The following is a 22965-nucleotide window of genomic DNA, read 5'->3' as shown; positions in this document are numbered from 1 at the left end:
CTATCGAGGTCAGCCGAGGTGGGCGCGCGCCAACTTCGCTTCGCGGCGGGCGTCCTTGGCGACCTGCTTGGCCTCACGGCGGACGTCCTTGGCCGCGCGGCGCGCGCGCCAGGCCAGGCCGGGCTTGCCCTCGGTGTCGACGCCGGCGAGGAGGAGACCACCGAGGATCGAGGTGTTCTTGGCGAACTGCAGGCGCTGCATGGTCGTGGCCTGGGGGTCGGTCTCCTCCCAGAAGCGGTGCCCGGCGAGGGTGGTCGGGACCAGCGACGCGGCCAGCACGGTGGCGCTGAGGCGAGGGGCCCGGCCGGTGGCCAGGGCGGCTGCGGCGAGGATCTGCGCGCCGGCGTTGATCCGCACGAGGGTGGCGGCGTCGGTCGGGATGGGAGCACCCGGCACCGCACGCTGTGCCAGTGGCACGACGCGGTCGGTCACGGGCTTGGCCTTGGCCGCGTGGCCCTCGGTGTTGCGCAGGGCGTTGACGCCGCCCACGACGAAGATGGACGCGAGCATCGGACGGGCGAGCAGCCGGGTGATCGTCATGGACCCTTGTCTACACGAAGGGTCGAGGGGCCGCCTCGTCCGCAGGGGTGCGGTGAGTCAGCCGAGGTCGGCGCGCCACACGTTGTTGCCGGGCACGGGGTCGGGGTCGGTGAGCACGAGGGAGGCCGTGATCGACGCGCCTGACGGTGCGACCACGTTGACGCGTACGACGGACGTGGTGCCGCCGGTGAGGGTGCAGGTCATGCCGGTGCGGTCACCGGAGCACGCGTCGTGGTCGGTCCACAGGACGACGACCTGTTCGCTGGTCACCACGAGCTGGGCGGTGCGGCCGGCAGGAAGGTCGGCCACCTGCAGGTCCACGCGGAACAGCGGGGCGTCGCCGCTCACCGAGCCGCCCACCGACACGTCCGCCGGGGTCGACGTCGGGGTGGGCGTGGGAGTCGGCGTGGGGGTGGGCGTCGGCGTGGGCGTGGGGGTGGGCGTCGGCGTGGGCGTAGCGGTCGGCGTCGGCGTCGGCGTGGGCGTGGGGGTGGGCGTGGGCGTCGGTGTCGGGGTGGGCGTCGGTGTCGGCGTCGGCGTTGGCGTCGGGGTGGGCGTCGGCGTCGGCGTCGGGGTGGGCGTCGGCGTCGGCGTCGGGGTCGGGGTGGGCGTCGGCGTCGGGGTCGGGGTCGGCGTGGGCGTGGCGGTCGGCGTGGGGGTGGCCGTGGGCGTCGGGGTGGCGGTCGGCGTCGGGGTCGCCGTGGGCGTCGGGGTGGCCGTGGGATCCATGTCCGGCGTCGGGGTGGCCGTGGGGCTCGGGTCCGTGGTCGGGTCCGTGGTCGGGGTGGGCGCCGCCGTGGTGTCCGGCGCGAGGACGACCACGTCGCCCGGTGTCAGCACCACCGTCGGGGGCACTGTGGCGACCCGTCCGCGGGGCTCACGCGCGCGGTCGGAGCCGGTCGAAGGTCGCTCGTCCCCACCTGCGGTCGCCGGCGCGGTGGCGACCAGGCCCGGCTGGAGGGCCGACGGCTCAGCGGTGACACGGTCCGCGTCGGCGAGCCCGACGGCCACCACCGCTCCGCCGACCACGGCGACGCTGGCGGCGACACCGGCCACCGCCGCGACACCGCTGTTGGCAGCGACCGCGTCGCGGACCCGACCGACGACCATGCCGAGCCCCATCGGCAGCGACCCCGCGGCGACGCTGGTGCCGAGGTAGGCGGTGGCGACGCCGCCGAGCAGGAGCGGGGCCAGGAGCGCGCCGAGGTTGGAGTTGACCTCCGTGAGCTCGAGGTAGATCGCCATGCAGGAGCGGCACTCACCCAGGTGCTGCTCGACCTTGGTGGCGTCGCGCCGGGAGGTGGCGCTGCGGACGTAGGCGCCGAGCTGGCTGTGGGTCCACCGGCAGGTGTCCTCCTCGAGCTCCGCGGCGTGCTGGATGAGGAAGGCCTGACGCAGCCCCTCGCGGGCCCGGTAGGCCAGTGCGGAGACGGAGTTGGCGCTCATCCCCAGCAGCGGCGCGATGTCGGCCGGCTTGTCGCCCTCCACCTCGGTGTGCCAGAGCACGAGCTGCCAGCGCTCGGGCAGGGACGCGAACGCCTTGGCCGCGGCGGCGCTCTCGAAGCCCTCGACGGCGGTGTCGACGAACGGCACGCCCGGGTCGAAGGCCTCCATGTCGTCGGTGGTGTGCAGCTTGGCGCCCGCTCGGAAGCGGTCGACCTGCAGCCGGCGTACGGAGGTGAGCAGGTAGGCGCGGAACGCGACGTCGGGCCCGCCGCCGCGCTGGATCACGCCGAGCACCTTGACGAACGCCTCGGAGACCAGGTCCTCGGCGTCTCCGGCCGGGACGAGCTGGCGCGCCAGGCGGCGGGCCGCCTCCACGTGCCGCTCGAAGAGCGTGCCGTAGGCATCGATGTCCCCACCGCGGACCGCCGAGATCAGCTCGGCGTCCCCCGGCGCGTCAATGCTGGTCGCAATGCTCATGTCGTCCGACGCATCCGTTGCACGTCCTGGCGGGCGCCAGGTCCCTGCCGACTGTAGTCCTCGGCGAGGGACGGGGTCGGGGCTTGGGCAAAATCGAAAAATCGTGGTCTGGTCCGCGTCATGGGGGGCCATGACTGCCGTCACAACGGTGAGCACGACGAGAAAAAGGGGGTAGCCGTGAAGATCTTCGCCACACGTGGGCGACGGCTCGCGGCTGCCGATCCTGAGGTGGACGGGTCTCTGTCTCTGAGCATGCGGTCGGGGTTGCCGCACCGGTTCGAGGCCGTGGGGGAGACGCTCATCTCAGGATCGGACGTGCTCGACGTCTGCTCCGTCGCGGGCCAGGACATGGCCCGCGACGGAGCGTCGGTCGAAGAGACGCTCGATGGACTGCGCGCCACCTGGCGGCAGGTGAGGGGCACCGATCCGTCGTACGAGGTCGTCACCGCCACTGTCAGCGCCTGGAGCGAGACGACGTTGGGCTACCTCCACCAGCTTTCCTGCGACGACCCGCTCACGGGTCTCGCCAGCCAGGCCCACCTGCGGAGCAGGCTCTCGGAGATCTACCGGCTCGCGCCGGACGGCGCGGTCCCCGAGCACGCGCTCGTGGTCTGTGCGATGCCTCTCGGGGACGATCCGTCGGAGGAGTCAGGTGACCACTTCACCCGAGCGATGCGGGTGGCGCGGATCGGTGAGCTCGCTCGTACGGCGTTCGCCCGCGACGAGACGATCGCGCGGGTCGGCATGCACCGGGTGGCCGTCCTGGCCCGCCGCGACGACGTGCTGGCCCGCCGCGTGCGGGTGCTGCGGACGCTGCTCGACGGGGTGGAGGCGGAGGCACCGCCGGGAGCGTCACCGCTGAGGGTCTGGATCGAGGGCCTGCCCACCTCCGACGCGAGCGCCGGGATGCTGCTCGACGAGCTGGCTCGCAGCTGAGCTTCCTCGTGTCGAGACGCTCTCCAGGTGGGTTTCGACACACGGTCGCGAGCTCGCAGGCTCGCTCGCGCGCTTGCTCAACCTCCCGACCCACGCCGCGCGCGACTCCGTCGCGCCCGGCTAGGGTCGTGACATGTGCGGCCGCTACGCCTCGTCCCGGCAACCCGACGACCTCATCGAGGAGTTCGAGGTCGTCGAGAGCCGGATCGCCGCGCCCCTGGCCGCCGACTACAACGTCGCACCGACCAAGGACGTCTACGCGATCGTCGAACGACCACCGTCCCGCGAGTCCGAGGAGCCGCCGCAGCGGCAGCTGCGGGTCCTCACCTGGGGCCTGGTGCCGTCGTGGGCCAAGGACCCCTCCATCGGCAACCGGATGATCAACGCGCGGATGGAGACGGTGGCCGACAAGCCGGCCTACCGCAAGGCGTTCGCCACCCGTCGCGCCCTGCTCCCCGCCGACGGCTACTTCGAGTGGTACCCGACGTCGCAGACCACCGCCCGCGGCAAGCCGGTCAAGCAGCCGTTCTTCATCCGCCCGAAGGACGGCGGGGTGCTGGCGATGGCCGGCCTCTACGAGATCTGGCGTGACCCCACCAAGGGCGAGGAAGACCCGGACCGGTTCCGCTGGACCTGCACCGTCCTGACGACCGAGGCGGAGGACTCCCTCGGGCACATCCACGACCGCATGCCGCTGATGGTCGAGCGCGAGCGATGGCACGACTGGCTCGACCCGACGACGCCGGGGGACACGTCGCTGCTGGTGCCGGCCGCGCCGGGCCGGCTCGAGGCGTACGCCGTCCCCACCCTCGTCAGCAACGTGCGCAACAACGGTCCCGAGCTGGTCGAGCCGCTGGAGGTCACGTCGTGAAGAGGGCGACCATCCGCACCGTCGACACCGCCTACGGGGAGGGCCGCCTGCACACCCGCCGCGCGACCAGCCCGATCGCGACCCTGCTGCTCAGCCACGGCGCGGGCGGGGGGATCGAGTCCCGCGACCTCTGGGCGCTCGCGGACGCGCTGCCCGCGCAGGGCGTGACCGTGGTGATGTTCGAGCAGCCGTGGCGGGTCGCGGGTCGCAAGGTCGCGACCGCACCGCCCACCCTCGACGTCGCCCTCACCCGGGCAGCCGACGTGATGCGGGTCCGTACGCCGCTCGTCGTCGGCGGTCGCTCGGCAGGAGCGCGCTCGGCGGCCCGTACGGCGAAGGCGCTGGGCGCGTCGGGATGCCTGGCCCTCTCCTTCCCCCTCCACGCACCCGGGAAGACCGAGCCGACCCGCCTGCCCGAGCTGCGCGCGGTGGGCCTGCCCACGCTGCTGGTGCAGGGGGACCGCGACCCGATGGGGCGGCCCGACGAGTTCCCGGCCGAGCAGCCGGGCCTCGACATCGTCGTCATCCCCGGCGCCGACCACGGCCTCAAGGTGCCCTTCCGGGGCGAGGTGTCGCAGGAGGAAGCGATGGGGATCGTGGTCGAGTCGACCCTCGAGTGGCTGGTCCGCGAAGTCGTCGGGAATCCCCGGGGGAGGTGAGGTGTTGAGGACGGTGTGCAGTCACTGATCCTCGAACGCCCCCAGCCCCTGGAGCGCGGCTCGTCGTCTGCGCCCACGGCGGTACTGTGGGAGGCGATGACTGAATCGCTCACGGACGACACGTCCGCATCCGACACGCCCTTCGAGGAGGAATCCTCGGACGAGCGTTCCGCGCGCTTCGAGCGCGACGCCCTCCCGTTCCTCGACCAGCTCTACGGCGCGGCGATGCGGATGACCCGCAACCCCGCCGACGCCGAGGACCTGGTGCAGGAGACCTTTGCGAAGGCCTACAGCGCCTTCCACCAGTTCAAGCCGGGCACGAACCTGAAGGCCTGGCTCTACCGGATCCTCACCAACACCTACATCAACTCCTACCGCAAGAAGCAGCGCCAGCCGCAGCAGTCGATGTCCGAGGACGTCGAGGACTGGCAGCTCGCCCGCGCGGAGTCGCACTCCTCGACCGGCCTGCGGTCCGCGGAGATGGAGGCGCTGGAGCACCTCCCCGACTCCGAGGTGAAGGACGCCCTGCAGCGGCTCCCCGAGGAGTTCCGCCTCGCGGTCTACCTCGCCGACGTCGAGGGATTCCCCTACAAGGAGATCGCCGAGATCATGGACACGCCGATCGGCACCGTGATGTCGCGCCTCCACCGCGGTCGACGCCAGCTGCGCGACATGCTGGCCGACTACGTCCGCGCCAACGACCTGCTGCCGGCGACGTCGATGCCGGCCGCCACCGGATCCGGCGCGACCGGTTCGACTGCCACGGGGGTGAGCGGATCGTGAGCACCCACGAGCACGGTCGCGACGACTGCGTCGACTACATCGAGCGCATCGTCTACCTCATCGACAACGAGCTCGACCAGGCCGACTGCGCCGTCGTCGAGATGCACCTGCGCGAGTGCGGTCCCTGCTTGGAGCGACACGACCTCCAGAAGGCGGTCAAGCAGCTCGTCGCCCGCTCCTGCTCCGAGGCGGCTCCCGAGTCCCTGCGCGACCGGGTCCGCATCCAGCTCCGTGAGGTCGAGATCCGCCTCAGCGAGGGCGGGGCCTGACCGGCCTGCTCGACCCGATTGGCTCCTCCCGGGGTCATTTGAGAGACTGACCCGAGCACCGACTTCAGGAGGACCAGATGGGCAAGACCGGACGCAAGCGCCGCGCTCGCAAGAAGAAGGGCGCGAACCACGGCAAGCGCCCCAACGCCTGACGCGCACCGCACCAGTAGAAGTCCCCGCCGCGGCGGGGACTTCTGCATGTCCGGGCCACGCCCTTGGGGGGAGCACGGGGCTCGTCGACGACGGCGATGATGCACTGTGCTGTCACCGCTGGCCCACCGCGAGCCCGACCTCGCGGCCCCCCACCACCTGCTGCTGGGGTCGGACCTCCACGGAGTGACCCGCTATGCCGGCGAGGTGGCCGCTGCGGCGGGGGCTCCGGTCGTGCGCGACGTGGGCGACCTCGCCCCGGGCGTCGCTGCCCACCTCCACGTCACCGACCGCCTGATCCACCGCGACCCGTCGGTCGCGGCTGCCACGGTGGAGTCGCTGTCCCAGCACGTGCAGCTGACCGTGACGCTGCACGACGTGCCCCAACCCACCGACGGGCCGGGGTTCGGTGCCCGGGCCGCGGCGTACGGCCGGATGGTCCGTGCCAGCCACGCGTGGGCGACCAACTCGTGGCACGAGCACGCCCTCATCGAACGCTGGTGCGCCGCGGACGCCCGTGGCGCGGTGATCCCGCTGCCGGTGTTCCGCACCCCTGTGCCGGTCGGCGACGAGCCCGCCGGCCAGTCCGAGCCGGTGCTGGGGGTCTTCGGCTTCGTCTATCCCGGCAAGGGTCACCAGCAGGTCGCCCGGGCTGCGGCGGCGCTGCGCCGGGCGGGGACGCCGGCGCGGGTGCGCGTGCTCGGCGGCGCCGCACCCGGACACGACGACGAGGTCGAGGCGATGCTGCGGAACAGCCGTGCGCGCGGCGTGCCGGTCGACGTGACAGGTCGTGTCCGTGAGGCGGACGTGACCCGCGCCCTGCGAGGCGTCACCGTGCCTGTGGTCGCCCACCGCAACGTCTCGGCGTCCGGGAGCCTCAACTCATGGATCGCTGCGGGACGACGCCCGCTGGTCCGCGACGGCGCCTACGCCCGGGAGATGGCCGAGCTCCGGCCGGGCACGATCACCCTGTTCGACGACGCGACCCTCGTGCCGCGGCTCGAGGAGGCGGTGCGCCGGCCGGCCGGCACGTGGACGAGCGCCGACACCGACCTCGGGCCGGGCCTCGAGGACACCGCAGTCGCCTACCGCGCGTGGTGGGCCTCGGTGGGTGCATGAGCGCGCCGCCCTACGGCGCGAGCGTCACCGGCAACCGCTGGGACCAGGCGCCTTCCGGTGCGTCGCGGCGGACGGTCTCCGTGGTCGTGGCCCACTACGAGCAGCAGGCCCAGCTCGACCGCACCCTCGCCGCGCTGGCCCGACAGACGCGCCCGCCCGACGAGGTCGTGGTCGCCGACGACGGGTCGGAGGTCCCGCCCGTGCTGCCGGCCGGGGTGGTGCTCGTGCGCCAGGCCGACGACGGCTTCCGGGCGGCCGCGGTCCGCAACCTCGGCGTCGCCGCGAGCACGGGCGAGGTGCTGGTGTTCCTGGACGCCGACACGACCCCCGAGCCGCACCTGGTGGAGCGGATGGTGGCGCTGCCCGAGGCGCTGCCGGAGGTCCTCGTCGTGGGGCGCCGCCGGCACGCCGACCTCACCGGCACCAGCCCCGACGACGCGGTCGAGGAGGTCGGCCCGCTCCGGGAGCTCGACGAGCCGGAGTGGCTGCGCAGCGCGTACGCCGCCTCCCGCGACCTGCTGGACGCCGACGGGTCGGGACACCGCTTCGTCATCGGCGCGGTCCTCGCGTGCAGCCGGTGGTGGTACGACGAGCTCGGCGGCTTCGACGAGACGTTCCGCGCCTACGGAGGTGAGGACTGGGAGCTCGCCCACCGGGCGTGGACCGCGGGCGGGCTGCTGGCCCACCGCCGGGACGCAGTGGCCTGGCACGACGGTCCTGACGCCGCCGCCCGTGCCCGCGGAGCAGACCAGCTCCTGGCCGAGACGACGTCGGTCGCCGACCGGACGTCGGCCCCGGGCACGACGTGGCGGGGCCTCCTGCGCGGACCGGCCGACCTCGTCGTGACGCTCGACCCCGGGCTCGGGGACACGGAGCTGATGGTCACCGTCGACTCGTTGCTCGCGGCGCTGCCGCGCGCCGTCGTGCGGGTGGGGGAGCGGCACCGCATTCTGGTGGGCCACGACCCTCGCGTCGCCCGGGCCGAGGACGAGCTGCCCGCGACCGCGCGGCTGCACCTCGTGGTGCGACGGGGACTGTTCGGGGACGTCCAGGGCTGGGCGGAGCTCGTCAGAGAGATGGACGGCACCGCGGCCACCCGCGAGGTCGCGGGCGGCGGCGCCGAGCTGCAGGACCTGCGCCTGCTGCGCAGGGCCGCCCGGTGGGACCGTCCGGACCTCGCCCCCTCGGGACCTCCGGTCGTGACCCGCCTGCAGCAGTGGTCCGACGGCGTCACGCTGGCGTCGTGGCTGGGCGGGTGGGCCGGTGCCTGACGACCGCCCACGGCTCGTGGTGGTCGGCAACTGCCAGGCGGAGTCGTTCCGCCTGCTGCTGGAGGCCGACGACGTGCGCACCCGGCGGATCCCGGCGATCCACGAGCTGAGCGGCAACGACGTCGTCGAGCTGCACGCCCTGCTCGCCCGGACCGACCTGCTGGTCGCCCAGCCCACGAAGGACGACCATCGCGGGCTGCCGATCGGCACCCGCCAGCTGCGGGCCGTGCTGCCCCCGAGCGCGCGCGTGGCGCTCGTGCCCAGCCTGCGCTATGCCGGGTTGCACCCGTTCCACCTGCTGGTGCACCCGCCCGGTCTCGAGCGTCCGGACCCGCCGGTGGTGCCCTACCACGACCTCCGCACCGTGCTGGCGGCCGACGACCTCCGCGCGGGCCGACCGGCCAGGGTGCCGCTCGGGCTCACCCCAGCCGGGATCCGCGCGGTCGCGCAGGCGTCGGTGGACGAGCTCGCCCGACGCGAGCGCCACCACGGCACCGTCGTCGTCAGCGACCTGTTCGCGTCTCCCGGTGCCGACTCCATGCGCACCGTCAACCACCCCGGGAACGCCGTGCTGGTGCCGGTGGCCGCCCGGCTGCGCGAGGCGCTCGGTCTGCCGGAACGGACTCCGGGCATCGACCGCCCGCTGCTGGCCTCGATCCACGCCCCGCTGCTGCCGGAGGTGGTCGCCGCGCTGCGGCTCGACGCACCCGCCACCACCGCGTGGACCGTCGAGGGTCGCGAGGTGTCGACCGGGACCGTCAGCGCGGCCCACCTCGCGTGGTACGCCGACCGTCCGGAGATGCTCGACGCCGCCCTGTCGCGGGTCGGGCCCCTCCGCGAGCTGCTCGCCACCGCCCAGTCTGCTCAGGTCAGTCAGGCAGCACCTCGTCGAGCACGCCCTGCGTGAGCAGCGTCAGCGCCGCGACGTGGGGCAGGTGCAGGTCGGCGTGATGGTCACAGGCGGGACATGAACCGCTGTGCGTCGACGACGACGCGGGTGATCTCGCCGGCGGCCAGCACCTTGCCGCTCGAGGTGTCGCGGGCGCTCACGGTGAAGCGGTGCAGCCGCCCGTCGACGTACGCGCTCGATGCGCTCACCTCGACCTCGGCGCCGACGGGGCTCGCGGCGAGGTGCTCGACCTGCATGCGGGTGCCGACGCTGGTCGACCCCTCGGCCAGCACCGCCTCGAGGCAGGCGCAGGTGGCGGCCTCCAGCCACGCCAGCAGGCGAGGCGTACCGAGGACCGGCAGCGACCCGCTGCCCACGGCCACAGCGGTGTCGTCGTCGGTGACGGCGTACGTCAGGCTGGCGCTCGAGGGGGCGGGCTCGGGGTGCGACATGGGTGTCCCTTCGGGGAATCGGTGGGTGCGTGAGGCAACCTGAGTGCCACCCACACGTCTACCAGACATGAGCACGAGGACCGCAGGATCGGGGAAGGTGATGGACCCAGCAGTGGACATCACTGAGCTGTACGCCGCCCACCGGCTGCAGCTGGTCCGCCTGGCCGTCCTGCTGGTCGACGACTTCGCCTCGGCCGAGGACGTCGTCCAGGACGCGTTCGCGGCGCTCGCCCGTCGCCCCGACGCCGTGAAGGACCCGTCGAAGGCGCTGGCCTACCTGCGGGTCTCGGTGGTCAACACCTCGCGCTCGGCGCTGCGGCGACGGCGTACGGCCCGGGCGTACACGCCTCCTCACGACCTGTCGCCACCGTCCCCCGAGGACAGCGCGGTGCTGGCGGAGGAGCACCGGGCAGTCATCGTGGCGCTGCAGACCCTGGCGCCACGCCAGAGGGAGGTGCTGGTGCTGCGCTACTGGTCGCACCTGTCCGAGGCGGAGATCGCCCGGACACTCGGCATCAGCCAGGGCACCGTGAAGTCCACCGCCAGCCGCGCCCTCACGGCGCTGGAGAAGACCATGACGTCGACCATGACGTCGACCACGCAGACGAGCTCGGGCGAGGAGGAGCGATGAGCACGCCACCCGACACGAGGGCCGACCTCGAGGACCTGCTGCGCTCCGCCCTCGAGGCGCGCGCCGAGCTGGTGCGGCCCGAGGACCTGTCCCTGCTGGCCACGGCCGCCCCGCTGCGGCCGCGCTGGCAGTCGCCGTGGGTCCTGCTCGCGACTGCCGCAGTGGTGCTGCTGATCCTCGGTGTGGTCTTCCAGGGTCTTGCCGGGCAGCAGAGGTCGGACGAGATCGCGCCGAGGCCCGACCAGGTCGAGCTGCCTCCGAACGTCGGGCGCACCTGGGAGGTCAGCGAGGAGTCCTCGCCCGCGCGGCTCGACCTCGACGGCGACGGGGTCGAGGAGAGGGTCGAGTTCCTCGCCGAGCCGACACCGGACCACGACGGCCGTACGCGTGTGCAGACCACCCTGAGCAGCACGGGGGAGGAGACCTACGGCCTGGTCGAGCTCGGCTCGACCATCGGGGTCAACGCCCTCGGACCCATCGACGCCGACGCCGACGGCGACCAGGAGCTGGTGCTCTACACGAACGCACTCGACGGCGGGCCGAACGCCCCGTTCGAGCCGGTCGTGCTGGACCTCCGCGAGGGCCTGCTCGTGCAGGCCGTGTCGAGCAGCCCCGAGCTGCTCTCCGGCGGCGACGTGCCAGTGCCCGGCTCGGAGACGGACCACTACGACCTCTTCCACGCCCAGTCCTTCCTGGTCGAGGACGGTGCGCTGGTGTCGACCCGCTCGCGCAGCGCCTTCGCCCGTAGCGGCATGATCCAGCTCGCGCCCGAGACCTACGTCATGGACCGCTACGAGTGGTCGATGGACTCCGACGGCGTGCTGGTGGCGGGCGAGCCGGGCTGCCGGGTGCACGTTCCCGAGTCCTCCACGGCGTGCACCGCCGACTCCCGCGACGACCTTCCCTACGTCACGTCGCAGTCGACCGACACCATCGGCGTCGGCGAGGAGGTGGCGCTGGAGGACGGCGGCCTCGGCTACCGGGTGCGCGTCGAGGCGGGCGAGCCGCCGTCGGCGGTCGTCGACGGTCCCGGGGCGGACGGTCACGTCTTCGGCCTCGACCTGCCCGACCCGCGCGTGAGCACGATCAGCCCGACCGAGCTGGTGTCGTCGGACGGTGCGTCCCTGTTCGTCACGTCGGCCTCCGACCCGACCCTCGTGCAGGTGGTCGTCGAGACCGCCGACCAGGCGGGACTCGTCCGGCTCCAGCCGGTGGGTGACATCGCGTTCGGGACGGGCACCACTGACAGCGGACGCGCCTACCGGTCCTGGCTCACCGGGGCCGGGGTCACGGTCACCGTGGTCGAGGGCGCGGACGGTTCGTGGGAGGCGTGGCGCTGGGTGCGGGTCGGGTCGGCGGAGACCTTCGAGATGGCCGCCCTGCCGTGGGGCACGATCTGCTTCGACGACGTCGAGGACCCGACCACGGGGCAGGCCTGCTAGAAGGCCTTCGCGAACACGACCAGCTCCACCCCGGGCAGCGGCGACCAGTCGCGCCCGGGGTCGCGGGCATAGCCCAGGCGCCCGTAGATCCGGTGGGCGTCGGTCATCTCGGCGAGCGAGGAGATCGCCATCCCGACCGCCCCGTGCTCGCGCGCCCGCTCCTCGCAGTGGGTCGCGAGGGCGGTGCCGGCACCGGCACCGCGCGCGTCGGGGTCCACGGCCAGCATCCGGAACTCACCCTCGTGCGGACGGCTCACCTCGCGGTAGGCGGAGCCCGGAGGGCAGTACGTCACGTTGCCGAGCAGCCGGTCGCCGTCCACCGCGACCCACAGCTCGGCGCCGGCGTCCCGCGAGGCGGCGTCGCGGAGCCGCTCGACGTAGGGGTCTGCCGGGCCGAGGGTGAAGGCCGCGTAGGCCCGCACCGTCAGCGCGCCGACGCGCTCGAGCTCCGCAGGCGTCGCGCGGCGTACGAGCATCTGGCTCAGATGCCGAACGTGCTGCGCGGGTAGGCCGCCTCGACGTCGGTGATCACGTTGACGAGGTAGGGGACGCCGGAGGCGTAGGCGCGGTCGAGGGCCGGTCCGATCTCCTTCGGGTCGGTCACCGTCTCCCCGTCGCCGCCGAGCGCCTTGACCACGTCGTCGTACGGCGTGCGCGGGGCGAGGTCGGCGATCACGTCGTAGCCGTAGAGCATCTGCATCGGGCCCTTCTCCAGGCCCCAGGCGGAGTTGTTGCCCATCACCATGACGACCGGCAGGTCGTGGCGCACGAGGGTGTCGACGTCCATCAGCGAGAAGCCGGCGGCGCCGTCGCCCAGCAGCAGGGTGACCTGCGCGCTCGGGCGGGCGAGGCGGGCCGCGATCGCCGCACCCAGGCCGGCGCCGAGGCAGCCGTAGGGGCCGGGGTCGAGCCACCCGCCGGGGCGCTGGGGCTCCACGTACTTGCCGGCGAAGGAGACGAAGTCACCGCCGTCGCCGATCACCACCGAGTCGTCCGCGAGGCGCGGCACCAGCTCGCCGTAGATGCGGGCCGGGTGGATCGGGTCGGCCTCGGCGGTGAGGAGCTGCGCGTCCCGCTCTGCCGCCGCCTTCACCTGGTCGGCGAGCTGGTCGGACCAGGCCCGCCAGTCGGGCTTGTCGCCCCGCTCGATCGCGGCCTGGAGACCGTCGAGCACGGTCGTGAGGTCGCCGGCGACCGAGCCGGCCAGCTCGGCGTGGCCGGAGACCTGGTCGGGGGAGTCGGCGATGTGGACGACCCGCGCGAACGCGCCGTCGGGGTTCTTGTCGGGACCGCCGAAGACGCCGTAGCCGAGGCGGAAGTCGAGCGGCGTGCCCACCACGACGACGAGGTCGGCACCGGACAGGGCCGCACCGCGCGCCTTGGTAACGAGCGAGCGGTGGCCGCCGGGGATGATGCCGCGACCCATCCCGTTGGTCAGCGTCGGGATGCCGAGGTCCTCCACGAAGCGCAGCGCGGACACCTCGGCGTGGTCGGCCCAGACGTCGGTGCCGAGGATCAGCACGGGCCGCTGTGCCGCTGCCAGCAGGCGGGCGACCGCCTCGATCGCCGAGGCGTCGGGCTCGATCCGGGTGCCCTCGCCCGACGACGCGGTGCCGGTCGAGGAGTTGAAGAACTCGTCCATCGGTACGTCGACGAACACCGGTCCGCGGTGGCTCGAGCGCGCGAGGGTGAACGCCTCGTCCATGCCAGCCGTGACCTCGCCGGCGGTCATCAGGGTGCGTGCGGCCTTGGCGACGGGGGCGATGATCGGCGGTTGGTCGAGCTCTTGGAGCGAGCCGGTGCCCCAGCGGTTCTGCGGGGCGCGGCCGCCGACGACCACCATCGGTGACCCGGCGAACTGCGCCTGCGCGATGGCGCTGATGCCGTTGGTGACACCGGGTCCTGCGGTGAGGACCGCCAGTCCGGGGACGCGGGTGAGCTTGCCGGTGGCCTCGGCGGCGAACGCGGCGGTCTGCTCGTGGCGTACGTCGAGGAGGCGCATCTGCGGGTCCTCGCCCTCCTGGTTGATCCGCACCGCACCGTCGTACATCGGGAAGACGTGCGCACCCGACAGGGTGAACATCGTCTCGACACCGTGGGCGCGGGCGACGTGGACGGCCAGCTCACCGCTGTGGCCAGAAATCTCGCTCATGCCCGCAGGCTATCGGGTGTCTACTCGCAGGTAGGGAGCGTTCGTCATCCGGAGCGCGTCGATCACGACGAGCAGCAGGTCGGACCGCACGGTCGGCGGCCGGGGCGCGAGCGAGAGCTGCACGAAGAGGGCCCGCAGGAAGTCCTGGCCGGCGCGGGCCGGCGCGTAGGGGTCGTGGTCGACGGGGCCTGCGAAGGGGTTGCCGGCAGTGCCGATGCGGTGCACCCAGGGCTCGAGGACGTCGGTGTCGAGGGTGTTGCGGCGCAGGATCTGCATGACGGCGGCGGCGATCCGGTCGGGCTCACCGGCGGCGAGCGGCTCGTCGACGGGCTGGGCCAGGAGCCGCTCGGCGAGGATGTCGAGCAGGAGCGCGTGCTCGGGCCCTGCCAGGTGCGACGACTCGCCGAGGGCCCCGATCGTGTCCGCGCCGTGGGCGATCGCGTGCGCCCAGCCCTTGTCGACCACGTAGCCGCGGGTGTCGCGCTCGCCGAGGAACCAGGTCGCGGCCCGGTCGCCCCACTCGAGGACCTTGCCGCCGGGCAGCAGGTGCAGCTCGTTGTCGCGCTCGAGGCACGCTGCCAGGATCAGGGCGCTGAAGCTGCGCCGGAACACCGTGTCGGTGCCGCTCTCACCCAGCCCCACCGACAGCCCCGCGACCATGCCGTCGCCGAGCCCGGCGAGCAGGTCGTCGTAGACACCGCGCTCGATCCAGGTGGCGAGCGCCGGGAAGGCGGTGCCGTCACGGACCGCCGCATCTGTGGACCCGAGCATGGTGGTGAGCTCGGCCGTCAGGTCGTCGAGCGGCCGGTCGGACGGGACCTCGAACCCGGTGGCCTGCACCTGGCTCCAGTACCCGATCGACATGCCGCCAGTGTGCCAGCCGATCGCGCGCGGCCCCAGACGGGAGGCCCTAGCCGGGAGGGCCGAACCGGATCGACAGGTCGAGGTGGTCGGGTCCCCGTCACCTCGGCGCTCGCCCGCAGGTCCTGCCCATGCGCGTGGTCGTACGCGGGTCGTGCGGGTGTCCGTGGGAGGGCCCCGACCTGCGCGCGCGCACCGCCTAGTCTGGGCCGATGCCCTCCCTCCACGAGCTCGTGCGAGCCCACACCGATCTCGTGGAGGACGACATCGCGTGGCTGCAGCTGCTCATGGCGGACTGGCAGATCCTCGCCGACCTCTCGTTCGCCGACCTGGTGCTGTGGCTCCCGGACCGCGAGGGCCGGGGGTTCTGGGCCGGCGGGCAGATGCGGCCCACCACCGGCCCGACCGCGCTGGTCGACGACGTGCTCGGCACCTTCATCCCGGCCGGGCGACGGCGAATGCTCGACGAGGCTTACGGCTCGGGCCGGCTGGTGCGCGAGGGGGATCCCGAGTGGCGTGACGACGTGCCGGTCCGCGTGGAGGTCATCCCCGTACGACGTGCCGGCCGGGTCATCGCGATCATCGCCCGCAACACCAACCTGCTCGGCGTCCGCACCCCGAGCCGGCTCGAGCTGAGCTATCTCCAGACCGCCGCCGAGCTCACCCAGATGATCGCGTCGGGGCACTTCCCGCTGCCGGGGCAGCGCAGCGACCACGCGGACTCACCGCGGGTGGGCGACGGGTTCGTCCGCCTCGACCCGGCCGGCAAGGTCGTCTACGCCAGCCCCAACGGGCTGTCGGCCTACCGTCGGCTCGGGCTGCAGGGCGACCTGGCCGGCCTGGTCCTCACCGACCTGACCCGCGACCTGGTGCCGGTCCGCAAGCGCCCCGACGAGGAGACGCTCAGCGCCGTGCTGGGAGGCCGCGACGGCCGGGCGACCGAGGTCGGCACCGATGACGTGACCCTGATCGTGCGGAGCATCCCGCTGCGCCCGCAGGGGGACCGCAGCGGCGCGCTGCTGCTGGTGCGCGACGTCACCGAGCTGCGCAGCCGCGACCGCGAGCTCGTCACCAAGGACGTCACCATCCGCGAGATCCACCACCGGGTGAAGAACAACCTCCAGACGGTCGCCGCGCTGCTGCGGCTGCAGGCACGGCGTACGCAGGCCGAGGACGCCAAGGCGGCGCTGGAGGAGGCCGTGCGGCGGGTGGGCTCGATCGCGATCGTGCACGAGACGCTCAGCCACGCGCTGGAGGAGACGGTCGACTTCGACGACATCGCCGACCGCCTGGGGGCGATGGTGGTCGACGTGAGCGGCGTCGACCTGCCGGTCCGCGTGGTGCGCGAGGGCACCTTCGGCAAGCTGTCGTCCGACGCCGCGACGCCGCTGGCGATGGTGCTCACCGAGCTGCTGCAGAACGCCGTCGAGCACGGCTACGCCGGCCTGACCGACCGCACCGAGGGTCGGGTCGTCGTGACGGCGCGCCGCATCGTCGGCCGGCTCCACGTGGTCGTCGAGGACGACGGCCGCGGACTGCCGGACGGGTTCGACCTCGACGGGTCGACCCAGCTCGGGCTCTCGATCGTGCGCACGCTCGTCGAGTCGGAGCTGGGAGGGGTCCTCGAGATCGGCCCGGGGAGCCGGGGCACGCGCGTGCAGGCGGACCTGCCCGTCGACTAGGCGGTGCGGATGCGTGCGCGGGCGTTGCGTCGCTTCAGTGCGCGACGCTCGTCCTCGCTGAGTCCACCCCACACTCCGTGGTCCTGTCCGGCCTCCAGGGCCCAGGCAAGACACTGTTCGCGCACGTCACAACGACGGCACACCTGCTTCGCCTCCTCTATCTGGAGGATCGCGGGACCGGTGTTGCCGATCGGGAAGAACAGCTCAGGGTCCTCGTCGAGGCATGCAGAGCGACTGCGCCAATCCATGAGTGGGGGATTCCCTCTTTCTTTCACAGGCAAGTGGCTGTTTGCGGACATTCAGCGGGGCCCGGGCGCACGGAGCGCAGCGACAAGACTCGCAACCTTTGAACGTTCACACAACCCCCCGTGATGGTCGTCTCGGTCACAACTAGAATCCCCGAGTGCCTGTTACGCCTGCTGGACCAGACAGCGTCGCCCCTCCGCCCCTCGTGGTGGCTGCCTCGCTGACCGCGGTGGAGGCGTTCGTCCTCGCCGCGCTGGGGGTCTTCGAGCTCGCCAACCTGAGCTCGATCCGGCTCACGATGGGCGTCACGACCTCGGTCTTCTTCCTCGCGGCGGCTGCCGGACTGGCCTGGTGTGCCTGGTCGCTGTGGAAGGTACGCCGCTGGGCGCGTGGCCCGGTCGTGATGGCCCAGCTGATCCAGCTCGGGCTCGCGTGGAACCTCTGGGCGGGAGAGACCAAGCCGCTGTCGGTCGCCCTGGCCGTGGTGGCCCTGGTCGTCATCGTCGGGCTGGTCCACCGTTCGAGCACCGAGGTGCTGGAGCGGGAGTCCTACGGCTAGTCCTGCTCGAGCGAGGTCCGCAGCTGGGCGAGCGTGCGGGTCAGCAGCCGCGAGACGTGCATCTGGGAGACGCCGATCTCGTCGGCGATCTGCGACTGCGTCATGTTCTTGAAGAACCGCAGGAGCAGGATCTTCTTCTCCCGCTCGCCGAGCCCCTCGAGCAGCGGCTTGATGGACTCGCGGATCTCCACGTGCTCGATGTTGGAGTCCTCCACCCCGAGCGTGGCCAGCATCGCCGGAGGCCCGTCGTCGGAGTCGTCGGAGGCGTCGAGGGAGAGCGTGGCGTAGGCGTGGGAGGACTCGATGCCCTCCATGATCTCCTCGACCGAGCAACCGATGACCTCGGCGAGCTCGCGGGGCGTGGGGGAGCGGCCGAGCTTCTGGGTCAGCTCGCCTGTCGCACCGCCGATCTGCATGCGCAGCTCCTGCAACCGCCGGGGCACGCGGATCGCCCACCCCTTGTCGCGGAAGTGGCGCTTGATCTCCCCGATGACGGTCGGTGTGGCGTAGGTCGAGAACTCCACGCCGCGGTCGGTCTCGAAGCGGTCGACCGCCTTGATCAGGCCGATGGTGCCGACCTGCACGAGGTCCTCGAAGGGCTCGCCGCGGTTGCGGAAGCGCCGGGCGCAGTGCTCGACCAGCGAGAGGTGCAGGTGCACCAGGTCGTCGCGGGCCATGGATCGCGCGGCCGTGGAGCTGTCCCCGTCCCGCAGGACGACGAAGAGCTCCGCGCTGCGCGCGCGAACGTGATCCAGTCCGCTGAGTCCGACCGACTCAGCCTCATCCCCCGTGTGTGCGCTCATGTCAGAGCTCGGCACCCGTCGTTCCCGCAGCAACCTGCGACGTCACGGTGAAGCGGACACGGAACCGGCCCTCCCCGGATCCTGCCGACACGTCCTGGGCCATCGTGTCGAGCACCTGCCAAGCGAAGCTCTCGGTGTCCAGCGGCGGGTCGTCCATCGCCTCGGACTCGAGGGTGACGGTCAGGGCGCCCTGACCGAAGAAGAAGCACGCCACCAGGTCGGTCCCCGGGTCGGCGGCCGGGATCGCGAGGGCGGTGGCCTCACCGATCGCGATGCGCAGGTCCTCGATGTCGTCGATGGTGAAGTCGAGCCGCGCGGCCAGGCCCGCAGCCGTCGTACGCACCACCGACGCGTAGGCGCCCTCGGCGGGAAGTCGGAGCTCGACGTCGGCCCGAGGGCCCCCCGTGTGTTCTGACATCTGCGTCTTCGTCCCGTCCTCGAGGCTGATGTGCTCGGGCCCACCCTAACCGGGTCGGACTCCTTCGAGCAGCGCGAGCGACACGTCCCACAGCCGCTCCGCCGCGACCGGGTCGAGGGCGTACGCGCACACCCCGTGCAGTCCGTCCGGGACCTGCTCGACGACCGCTGCCTCGCGGCAGTCCTCGAAGTATCGCCCGCCGACACCCTGCAGTCCCGGCCAGGTGGCGAGCAGCACCGAGGTGGCCGCGCCCTGCTGGGGCGTCTTGACGCCCATGCCGGCGGCGTCGGTCGCAGGCACCTGCGCCTTGGTCGCCGCCAGGGTCGCGGGGTCCCAGTGCTGCTGCAGCTTGGTCCAGACCCCGCCCGGCATGAGGGCGTTGGCGGTGATGCCGAGGTCGGCCCACCGTCGGGTCGCCTCGACGGCGAAGAGGACGTTGGCCGTCTTGGACTGGCCGTAGGCCGTGCCTGCGTCGTAGGGCCGCCGGTCGAAGAACAGGTCGTCGAACAGGACCGGCGAGCTGCCGTGACCGCTCGAGCTGACCGAGACGATGCGCGCGTCGTCCGCGGCCGCCAACGCGTCGCGCAGCCCCAGCGCCAGCGCGAAGTGACCGAGGTGGTTGGTCGCGAACTGCAGCTCCCAGCCCTGCGGCGTGTAGGCCTCGGGGCTGGCCATGATCCCGGCGTTGTTGACCAGGACGTGCAGTGGTCCGACCCAGCCGTCCGTCAGCGTCGAGACCGTCCGCAGGTCGGCGAGGTCGAGGTGGACGACCTCCACGGTGTCGTTGCCGGTCGTGGCGGCGATGTCACGACCGGCCGTGTGCCCGGCCTCGAGGTCGCGCACCGCGAGGGTGACGCTCGCGCCGGCTCCCGCGAGGGCGCGGGCCGTCTCGAGCCCGATGCCCGACGCGGCACCCGTGACGAGCGCCGTACGGCCGGTCAGGTCGATGCCGGCCACCACGTCCTGCGCGGTGCTGGTGGCGTCGAAGGGGGTGGTGATGCGGGTGGCGATGGGGACTCCAGTCGGGTGGGGTGGGGGAGACGCAGCGGACCCGGCCGCCTGAACGAGGCGACCGGGTCCGACCTGGAATCTGACCGTGAAGGTCTGGGTTCAAGCACGAAGCAGCAAGCTGCTCAGGCCTTCTTCGTCTCCCAGAAGATCTCGGCGATTTCGTCGATCTTGGCGAGCAGCTCGTCGGCCTTCGCGGCGTCGAGCTCACCCTTGGTGCCGCTGGCACCGGCGAGCTTGGTGGCCTCGTTGACCAGCGTGTGGAGCTGCGGGTACTTCTCGAAGTGCGGGGGCTTGAAGTAGTCGGTCCAGAGCACCCACAGGTGGTGCTTGACGAGCTCCGAGCGCTGCTCCTTGATCAGGATGGCGCGGGTGCGGAAGTCGGCGTCGTCGTTGTCGGCGACCTTGGCGATGATCGCCTTGATGGACTCGGCCTCGATGCGTGCCTGAGCGGGGTCGTAGACGCCGCAGGGCAGGTCGCAGTGCGCGGAGACCTCGATGGTCGGGGCGAAGAAAGTGCGAAGCATGTGCTTCCTCTCGAACGTCGGGGAACCCTTCTGCTGCGACACTACTCCGCGTGGAACGTGCGGGTCAGTGGGGTCTCGCCCGGGTGGGTGGGCGCTCGATGCTCCCCACGCTGCGTGACGGTGACCGGCTGCTGGTCCGGTACGGCGCCCGCGTGCGCCCGGGCGACCTGGTGGTCGCCCGGTTCGCGGACGGGACGCTGGCGGTGAAGCGCGCGCAGGAGCAGCGGCCCATGGGATCGGGCGGGGAGGGGTGGTGGCTGGTGAGTGACAACCCCGACGAGGGGGTCGACTCCCGCCACCGTGGACCGGTGGCCGAGGACCACGTGCTGGCCGTCGTACGCCTGCGGGTGTGGCCTTCCCCACGCATGGGACGCGCTCTCTCGCCCCGATGAGCTGTGCGAGTATCGCCGGCATGGCCTCGCACCCGCACTCAGGCGATCCCGTGTTCGACCTGCATGTCGGCGGCAAGATGGAGACCGTCTCGACGGTCGCCCTCACCGGCCCCGACGAGCTCTCCCTCGCCTACACGCCCGGCGTGGCCCGCGTGTGCGAGGCGATCGCCGCCGACCCGTCGATGACGCAGCACTACACCTGGGTGCCCAACGTGGTCGCCATCGTCAGCGACGGCACGGCTGTCCTCGGCCTGGGCGACATCGGCCCGGCCGCCGCGATGCCGGTGATGGAGGGCAAGGCCGTCCTGTTCAAGCAGTTCGGTGGGGTCGACGCGGTGCCGATCTGCCTCGACACCACGGACGTCGAGGAGATCATCGAGACCGTCGTCCGACTGGCGCCGAGCTTCGGTGGCATCAACCTCGAGGACATCTCCGCCCCGCGCTGCTTCGAGATCGAGGCGCGGCTCAAGGAGCGCCTCGACATCCCCGTGTTCCACGACGACCAGCACGGCACCGCGGTCGTCGCGCTCGCCGCGCTGACCAACGCGCTCCGCCTCACCGGCCGCGACGCCGCCACGGCCCGGGTCGTGATCCAGGGAGCCGGTGCGGCCGGTGTCGCAGTGGCGCGGATCCTGCTCGAGGCCGGCGTGCGCGACATCGCCGTCCTCGACCGGCAGGGAGTGCTCAACTCCGAGCGCCACGACCTCACCGCGGTCAAGGCCGCACTGGCCCGTGACACCGCCGACGTGTTCGGTCGCCGCGGGACCCTGGCCGACGTGATGGCCGGCGCCGACGTCTACATCGGTGTCTCCGGCGGGCAGGTGCCCGAGGAGATCGTCGCCTCGATGGCCCCCGAGTCGATCATCTTCGGCCTGGCCAACCCGACGCCCGAGGTGCACCCCGACCTCGCCCACAAGTACGCCCGCGTCGTGGCGACCGGCCGCTCCGACTTCCCCAACCAGATCAACAACGTGCTGGCCTTCCCGGGCATCTTCCGCGGCGCCTTCGACGTGCACGCCACGGCGATCACCGAGGGCATGAAGGTGGCCGCGGCCACCGCGCTGGCGGCGCTCGTCGGTGATGCGCTGAGCGAGGACCTGATCATCCCGTCGCCCTTCGACCCGCGGGTCCCGGGTGCGGTGCGCGAGGCCGTGGCTGCAGCGGCGCGGGCCGACGGGGTCGCGCGGCGCTGATCGGTGGGCGTTCCTCCCAACGCTTGAGTACGCGACCCCGAGCGAGGAGAGCCTGAGGCCGGACACCATGAGGCATGGACACGACAACCTCGTCACGGAGGCCGAGCCGCGTTGCCTGGGCCATGCTCCTGGCGCTGGTGCTCCTCAGCACCGTCGGAGTCACGATGCTGCTGGTGCTGTTCGTGGGGATGTTCGCCGTCGCACTCCCGGTTGCCGCGCTGGCGGTGCTCGCCTGCTACGTCCTGAGCACACGAGCAGCCCACGACGCCGACTCGCGCACGGTGGTGCGGGAGACGGGTGCTGTGGCCCTCGCATCTCTCACCGGTTTCGGCATCTGGACCGGGATGCTCGTGCTGGGCTTCTGGGTCGGCATCGTCCCGCTCCTGGCGAGCGCTGACGGCTACGAGCACGCCGACGAATGGGGCCTGCTCAGCGTCCTCGTCGCGGCGTCGGCGACCGTCACCGCCTGGTGGCTGCTGCGTCGGTGCGTGAGTCCTTCGGGTCGAGCTGCACGCCGCGAGCGGCGTCGACGAGCTGGCTCAGGACCTCGGACACGAGGCCGCTGCTGAACCCTCTCTCGGTCACGGACTGGATCAGGTCCCGGGCGAGGTAGCCCACCTTGCGGTTGGCGTGCTCCGAGCACGTCCGCAGTCGGTCGAACGCCTCGTCCGCGGTGCAGCCCTCTGCGAGCATGATCATGCCCTTCGCCTGCTCGATGACAGGGCCGGTGTGGGCCTTCCGGGTGAGCGCATCTCGGACGTCGACCTCGGTCTCGTCGCGTCGCGCATCCGTCAGGTCGATGTAGTAGCCCTCGATCTCACTCGTCCGGCCGTCCGGGTCCAGGACGGTCCTGCCCACACTGACGACGGTCAGGGTGCGCTGGTTGCGGTCGACGAGGCGGTGGTAGCACCGGTAGGTCCCGCCGTCGCGGACGACGGCCGCGAAGACCTCCGCGGCACGCTCGCGATCCTCCGGGTGCTTGTGGTGCATGAGCGCCTGGGTCGTGGCGGGAATCTCGCGGGGTGAGTAGCCGTGCAGGTCGTAGAGGGCGTCGGACCACTCCCACTGGTCGTGGACCACGTCGTACCTGAACGGCGCGACCACGCCCGGGGACCGGGTGGCGGGGAAAGAGTCGATGTCCAACGTGCAGTCCGTGTCCTGTTCAGGGGGTGCGTCGAGGATACAAGCG

General features: G+C 72.3%; 28 protein-coding genes. 16 read left to right on the top strand and 12 right to left on the bottom strand.

What is annotated here, in order from left to right; translation table 11 throughout:
* Positions 1 to 9 precede the first annotated feature (9 nt).
* Both BM127_RS08875 and BM127_RS08870 read right to left on the bottom strand, forming a co-directional pair.
* The gene (locus BM127_RS08875; RefSeq protein ID WP_091197499.1) at positions 10 to 540 is read right to left on the bottom strand and encodes a DoxX family membrane protein; all 531 of its coding nucleotides are present in this window, start codon (positions 538 to 540) and stop codon (positions 10 to 12) included.
* Between the two features lie 57 nt (positions 541 to 597).
* Positions 598 to 2463: a sigma-70 family RNA polymerase sigma factor gene (locus BM127_RS08870; protein WP_175507361.1), complete on the bottom strand. Its 1866-nt coding sequence runs from the start codon at positions 2461 to 2463 to the stop codon at positions 598 to 600.
* Positions 2464 to 2640: 177 nt separating this feature from the next.
* On the opposite strand from BM127_RS08870, the gene BM127_RS08865 reads away from it, so the two are divergent.
* The 9 genes from BM127_RS08865 (at position 2641) to BM127_RS08830 (ending at position 9428) form a co-directional block, all read left to right on the top strand.
* Positions 2641 to 3399 (top strand): hypothetical protein, encoded by a 759-nt coding sequence (locus BM127_RS08865; RefSeq protein WP_157829547.1) that lies wholly within the window; start codon positions 2641 to 2643, stop codon positions 3397 to 3399.
* A gap of 133 nt (positions 3400 to 3532) precedes the next feature.
* Complete coding sequence (locus BM127_RS08860; protein ID WP_091197490.1) at positions 3533 to 4270, top strand: SOS response-associated peptidase; 738 nt, start codon at positions 3533 to 3535, stop codon at positions 4268 to 4270.
* Positions 4267 to 4929, top strand: a complete 663-nt coding sequence (locus BM127_RS08855; RefSeq protein WP_091197487.1) for an alpha/beta hydrolase family protein — start codon at positions 4267 to 4269, stop codon at positions 4927 to 4929. Before BM127_RS08860 ends, BM127_RS08855 begins: the two co-directional genes overlap by 4 nt.
* Positions 4930 to 5025: 96 nt before the next feature.
* Positions 5026 to 5712, top strand: a complete 687-nt coding sequence (locus tag BM127_RS08850) for a sigma-70 family RNA polymerase sigma factor (protein WP_091197974.1) — start codon at positions 5026 to 5028, stop codon at positions 5710 to 5712.
* The gene (gene rsrA / locus BM127_RS08845) at positions 5709 to 5981 is read left to right on the top strand and encodes a mycothiol system anti-sigma-R factor (RefSeq protein WP_231263339.1); all 273 of its coding nucleotides are present in this window, start codon (positions 5709 to 5711) and stop codon (positions 5979 to 5981) included. Before BM127_RS08850 ends, rsrA begins: the two co-directional genes overlap by 4 nt.
* 77 nt (positions 5982 to 6058) lie before the next feature.
* The gene (locus BM127_RS23150; RefSeq protein WP_369759046.1) at positions 6059 to 6133 is read left to right on the top strand and encodes a 50S ribosomal protein bL37; all 75 of its coding nucleotides are present in this window, start codon (positions 6059 to 6061) and stop codon (positions 6131 to 6133) included.
* 106 nt (positions 6134 to 6239) lie between these two features.
* Positions 6240 to 7250: a glycosyltransferase family protein gene (locus BM127_RS08840; protein WP_091197481.1), complete on the top strand. Its 1011-nt coding sequence runs from the start codon at positions 6240 to 6242 to the stop codon at positions 7248 to 7250.
* Positions 7247 to 8521 (top strand): glycosyltransferase, encoded by a 1275-nt coding sequence (locus BM127_RS08835; protein WP_091197972.1) that lies wholly within the window; start codon positions 7247 to 7249, stop codon positions 8519 to 8521. Before BM127_RS08840 ends, BM127_RS08835 begins: the two co-directional genes overlap by 4 nt.
* On the top strand, positions 8514 to 9428 hold the full coding sequence (locus BM127_RS08830; RefSeq protein WP_091197478.1) for a WcbI family polysaccharide biosynthesis putative acetyltransferase: 915 nt from the start codon (positions 8514 to 8516) through the stop codon (positions 9426 to 9428). Before BM127_RS08835 ends, BM127_RS08830 begins: the two co-directional genes overlap by 8 nt.
* A 47-nt stretch (positions 9429 to 9475) precedes the next feature.
* On the opposite strand, the gene BM127_RS08825 is transcribed toward BM127_RS08830, so the two are convergent.
* Complete coding sequence (locus tag BM127_RS08825; RefSeq protein WP_175507360.1) at positions 9476 to 9862, bottom strand: thioesterase family protein; 387 nt, start codon at positions 9860 to 9862, stop codon at positions 9476 to 9478.
* 100 nt (positions 9863 to 9962) lie between these two features.
* Between BM127_RS08825 and BM127_RS08820 the strand changes: the two genes are divergently transcribed.
* Both BM127_RS08820 and BM127_RS08815 read left to right on the top strand, forming a co-directional pair.
* Positions 9963 to 10493 (top strand): SigE family RNA polymerase sigma factor, encoded by a 531-nt coding sequence (locus BM127_RS08820; protein ID WP_231263338.1) that lies wholly within the window; start codon positions 9963 to 9965, stop codon positions 10491 to 10493.
* Entirely contained in the window at positions 10490 to 11935 is a 1446-nt protein-coding gene (locus tag BM127_RS08815) for a hypothetical protein (protein ID WP_091197473.1), read from the top strand. The genes BM127_RS08820 and BM127_RS08815 overlap by 4 nt, the downstream gene beginning before the upstream one ends.
* Here the strand turns inward: BM127_RS08815 and BM127_RS08810 are convergent.
* The 3 genes from BM127_RS08810 to BM127_RS08800 are packed head-to-tail and all read right to left on the bottom strand — an operon-like array spanning position 11932 to position 14951.
* Positions 11932 to 12411 carry a GNAT family N-acetyltransferase gene (locus BM127_RS08810; RefSeq protein WP_091197470.1) on the bottom strand — a complete coding sequence of 160 codons (480 nt, stop codon included), beginning with the start codon at positions 12409 to 12411 and terminating at the stop codon, positions 11932 to 11934. The genes BM127_RS08815 and BM127_RS08810 overlap by 4 nt on opposite strands.
* 5 nt (positions 12412 to 12416) lie before the next feature.
* Positions 12417 to 14087 (bottom strand): acetolactate synthase, encoded by a 1671-nt coding sequence (locus BM127_RS08805; RefSeq protein WP_091197468.1) that lies wholly within the window; start codon positions 14085 to 14087, stop codon positions 12417 to 12419.
* A gap of 9 nt (positions 14088 to 14096) precedes the next feature.
* Entirely contained in the window at positions 14097 to 14951 is an 855-nt protein-coding gene (locus BM127_RS08800; protein WP_091197465.1) for a DUF2785 domain-containing protein, read from the bottom strand.
* A gap of 209 nt (positions 14952 to 15160) precedes the next feature.
* Here BM127_RS08800 and BM127_RS08795 point away from each other — a divergent pair, with 209 nt between their 5' ends.
* Complete coding sequence (locus BM127_RS08795) at positions 15161 to 16630, top strand: sensor histidine kinase (protein WP_091197462.1); 1470 nt, start codon at positions 15161 to 15163, stop codon at positions 16628 to 16630.
* Here the strand turns inward: BM127_RS08795 and BM127_RS08790 are convergent.
* Positions 16627 to 16878, bottom strand: coding sequence for a WhiB family transcriptional regulator (locus BM127_RS08790; RefSeq protein WP_090969765.1), 252 nt, complete (start codon positions 16876 to 16878; stop codon positions 16627 to 16629). The two genes, BM127_RS08795 and BM127_RS08790, sit on opposite strands and share 4 nt — an antisense overlap.
* A gap of 206 nt (positions 16879 to 17084) precedes the next feature.
* Here BM127_RS08790 and BM127_RS08785 point away from each other — a divergent pair, with 206 nt between their 5' ends.
* Complete coding sequence (locus BM127_RS08785; protein ID WP_139227697.1) at positions 17085 to 17435, top strand: hypothetical protein; 351 nt, start codon at positions 17085 to 17087, stop codon at positions 17433 to 17435.
* On the opposite strand, the gene BM127_RS08780 is transcribed toward BM127_RS08785, so the two are convergent.
* The 4 genes from BM127_RS08780 to sodN all read right to left on the bottom strand — a co-directional run bounded on the left by BM127_RS08780 (position 17432) and on the right by sodN (position 20191).
* Complete coding sequence (locus BM127_RS08780) at positions 17432 to 18238, bottom strand: RNA polymerase sigma factor SigF (protein WP_091197457.1); 807 nt, start codon at positions 18236 to 18238, stop codon at positions 17432 to 17434. The two genes, BM127_RS08785 and BM127_RS08780, sit on opposite strands and share 4 nt — an antisense overlap.
* A gap of 1 nt (position 18239) precedes the next feature.
* Entirely contained in the window at positions 18240 to 18656 is a 417-nt protein-coding gene (locus BM127_RS08775) for an ATP-binding protein (protein WP_091197455.1), read from the bottom strand.
* 45 nt (positions 18657 to 18701) lie between these two features.
* A complete protein-coding gene (locus BM127_RS08770; protein WP_244889167.1) occupies positions 18702 to 19613 on the bottom strand; it encodes an SDR family NAD(P)-dependent oxidoreductase in 912 nt (303 codons plus the stop codon).
* Positions 19614 to 19789: 176 nt separating this feature from the next.
* Positions 19790 to 20191: a superoxide dismutase, Ni gene (gene sodN, locus BM127_RS08765; RefSeq protein WP_091197966.1), complete on the bottom strand. Its 402-nt coding sequence runs from the start codon at positions 20189 to 20191 to the stop codon at positions 19790 to 19792.
* Positions 20192 to 20241: 50 nt separating this feature from the next.
* Between sodN and BM127_RS08760 the strand changes: the two genes are divergently transcribed.
* The 3 genes from BM127_RS08760 to BM127_RS21850 all read left to right on the top strand — a co-directional run bounded on the left by BM127_RS08760 (position 20242) and on the right by BM127_RS21850 (position 22345).
* Complete coding sequence (locus tag BM127_RS08760) at positions 20242 to 20583, top strand: S24/S26 family peptidase (RefSeq protein ID WP_091197449.1); 342 nt, start codon at positions 20242 to 20244, stop codon at positions 20581 to 20583.
* Entirely contained in the window at positions 20580 to 21776 is a 1197-nt protein-coding gene (locus BM127_RS08755; RefSeq protein WP_091197447.1) for an NAD(P)-dependent malic enzyme, read from the top strand. The genes BM127_RS08760 and BM127_RS08755 overlap by 4 nt, the downstream gene beginning before the upstream one ends.
* Positions 21777 to 21850: 74 nt before the next feature.
* The gene (locus tag BM127_RS21850) at positions 21851 to 22345 is read left to right on the top strand and encodes a hypothetical protein (RefSeq protein ID WP_139227696.1); all 495 of its coding nucleotides are present in this window, start codon (positions 21851 to 21853) and stop codon (positions 22343 to 22345) included.
* Here BM127_RS21850 and BM127_RS08750 read toward each other — a convergent pair.
* Complete coding sequence (locus BM127_RS08750) at positions 22236 to 22919, bottom strand: PAS and ANTAR domain-containing protein (RefSeq protein WP_175507359.1); 684 nt, start codon at positions 22917 to 22919, stop codon at positions 22236 to 22238. The two genes, BM127_RS21850 and BM127_RS08750, sit on opposite strands and share 110 nt — an antisense overlap.
* Positions 22920 to 22965: the final 46 nt, after the last annotated feature.

Source organism: Nocardioides alpinus, from assembly GCF_900112035.1.
Classification (GTDB): Bacteria; Actinomycetota; Actinomycetes; order Propionibacteriales; family Nocardioidaceae; genus Nocardioides; species Nocardioides alpinus.
This window is presented reverse-complemented; position numbering and strand designations above follow the sequence as displayed.

Bases quoted from the DNA above. Each gene is read 5' to 3' on its own strand.
- BM127_RS08775 (WP_091197455.1), bottom strand. From the start codon at position 18,656: ATGTCAGAACACACGGGGGGCCCTCGGGCCGACGTCGAGCTCCGACTT.
- BM127_RS08820 (WP_231263338.1), top strand. From the start codon at position 9,963: ATGGACCCAGCAGTGGACATCACTGAGCTGTACGCCGCCCACCGGCTG.
- BM127_RS08835 (WP_091197972.1), top strand. From the start codon at position 7,247: ATGAGCGCGCCGCCCTACGGCGCGAGCGTCACCGGCAACCGCTGGGAC.
- BM127_RS21850 (WP_139227696.1), top strand. From the start codon at position 21,851: ATGGACACGACAACCTCGTCACGGAGGCCGAGCCGCGTTGCCTGGGCC.
- BM127_RS08850 (WP_091197974.1), top strand. From the start codon at position 5,026: ATGACTGAATCGCTCACGGACGACACGTCCGCATCCGACACGCCCTTC.
- BM127_RS08800 (WP_091197465.1), bottom strand. From the start codon at position 14,951: ATGTCGATCGGGTACTGGAGCCAGGTGCAGGCCACCGGGTTCGAGGTC.
- BM127_RS08870 (WP_175507361.1), bottom strand. From the start codon at position 2,463: ATGAGCATTGCGACCAGCATTGACGCGCCGGGGGACGCCGAGCTGATC.
- BM127_RS08780 (WP_091197457.1), bottom strand. From the start codon at position 18,238: ATGAGCGCACACACGGGGGATGAGGCTGAGTCGGTCGGACTCAGCGGA.
- BM127_RS08875 (WP_091197499.1), bottom strand. From the start codon at position 540: ATGACGATCACCCGGCTGCTCGCCCGTCCGATGCTCGCGTCCATCTTC.
- BM127_RS08790 (WP_090969765.1), bottom strand. From the start codon at position 16,878: ATGGATTGGCGCAGTCGCTCTGCATGCCTCGACGAGGACCCTGAGCTG.
- BM127_RS08810 (WP_091197470.1), bottom strand. From the start codon at position 12,411: ATGCTCGTACGCCGCGCGACGCCTGCGGAGCTCGAGCGCGTCGGCGCG.
- BM127_RS08755 (WP_091197447.1), top strand. From the start codon at position 20,580: ATGAGCTGTGCGAGTATCGCCGGCATGGCCTCGCACCCGCACTCAGGC.
- BM127_RS08805 (WP_091197468.1), bottom strand. From the start codon at position 14,087: ATGAGCGAGATTTCTGGCCACAGCGGTGAGCTGGCCGTCCACGTCGCC.
- BM127_RS08815 (WP_091197473.1), top strand. From the start codon at position 10,490: ATGAGCACGCCACCCGACACGAGGGCCGACCTCGAGGACCTGCTGCGC.
- sodN (WP_091197966.1), bottom strand. From the start codon at position 20,191: ATGCTTCGCACTTTCTTCGCCCCGACCATCGAGGTCTCCGCGCACTGC.
- BM127_RS08825 (WP_175507360.1), bottom strand. From the start codon at position 9,862: ATGTCGCACCCCGAGCCCGCCCCCTCGAGCGCCAGCCTGACGTACGCC.
- BM127_RS08795 (WP_091197462.1), top strand. From the start codon at position 15,161: ATGCCCTCCCTCCACGAGCTCGTGCGAGCCCACACCGATCTCGTGGAG.
- BM127_RS08860 (WP_091197490.1), top strand. From the start codon at position 3,533: ATGTGCGGCCGCTACGCCTCGTCCCGGCAACCCGACGACCTCATCGAG.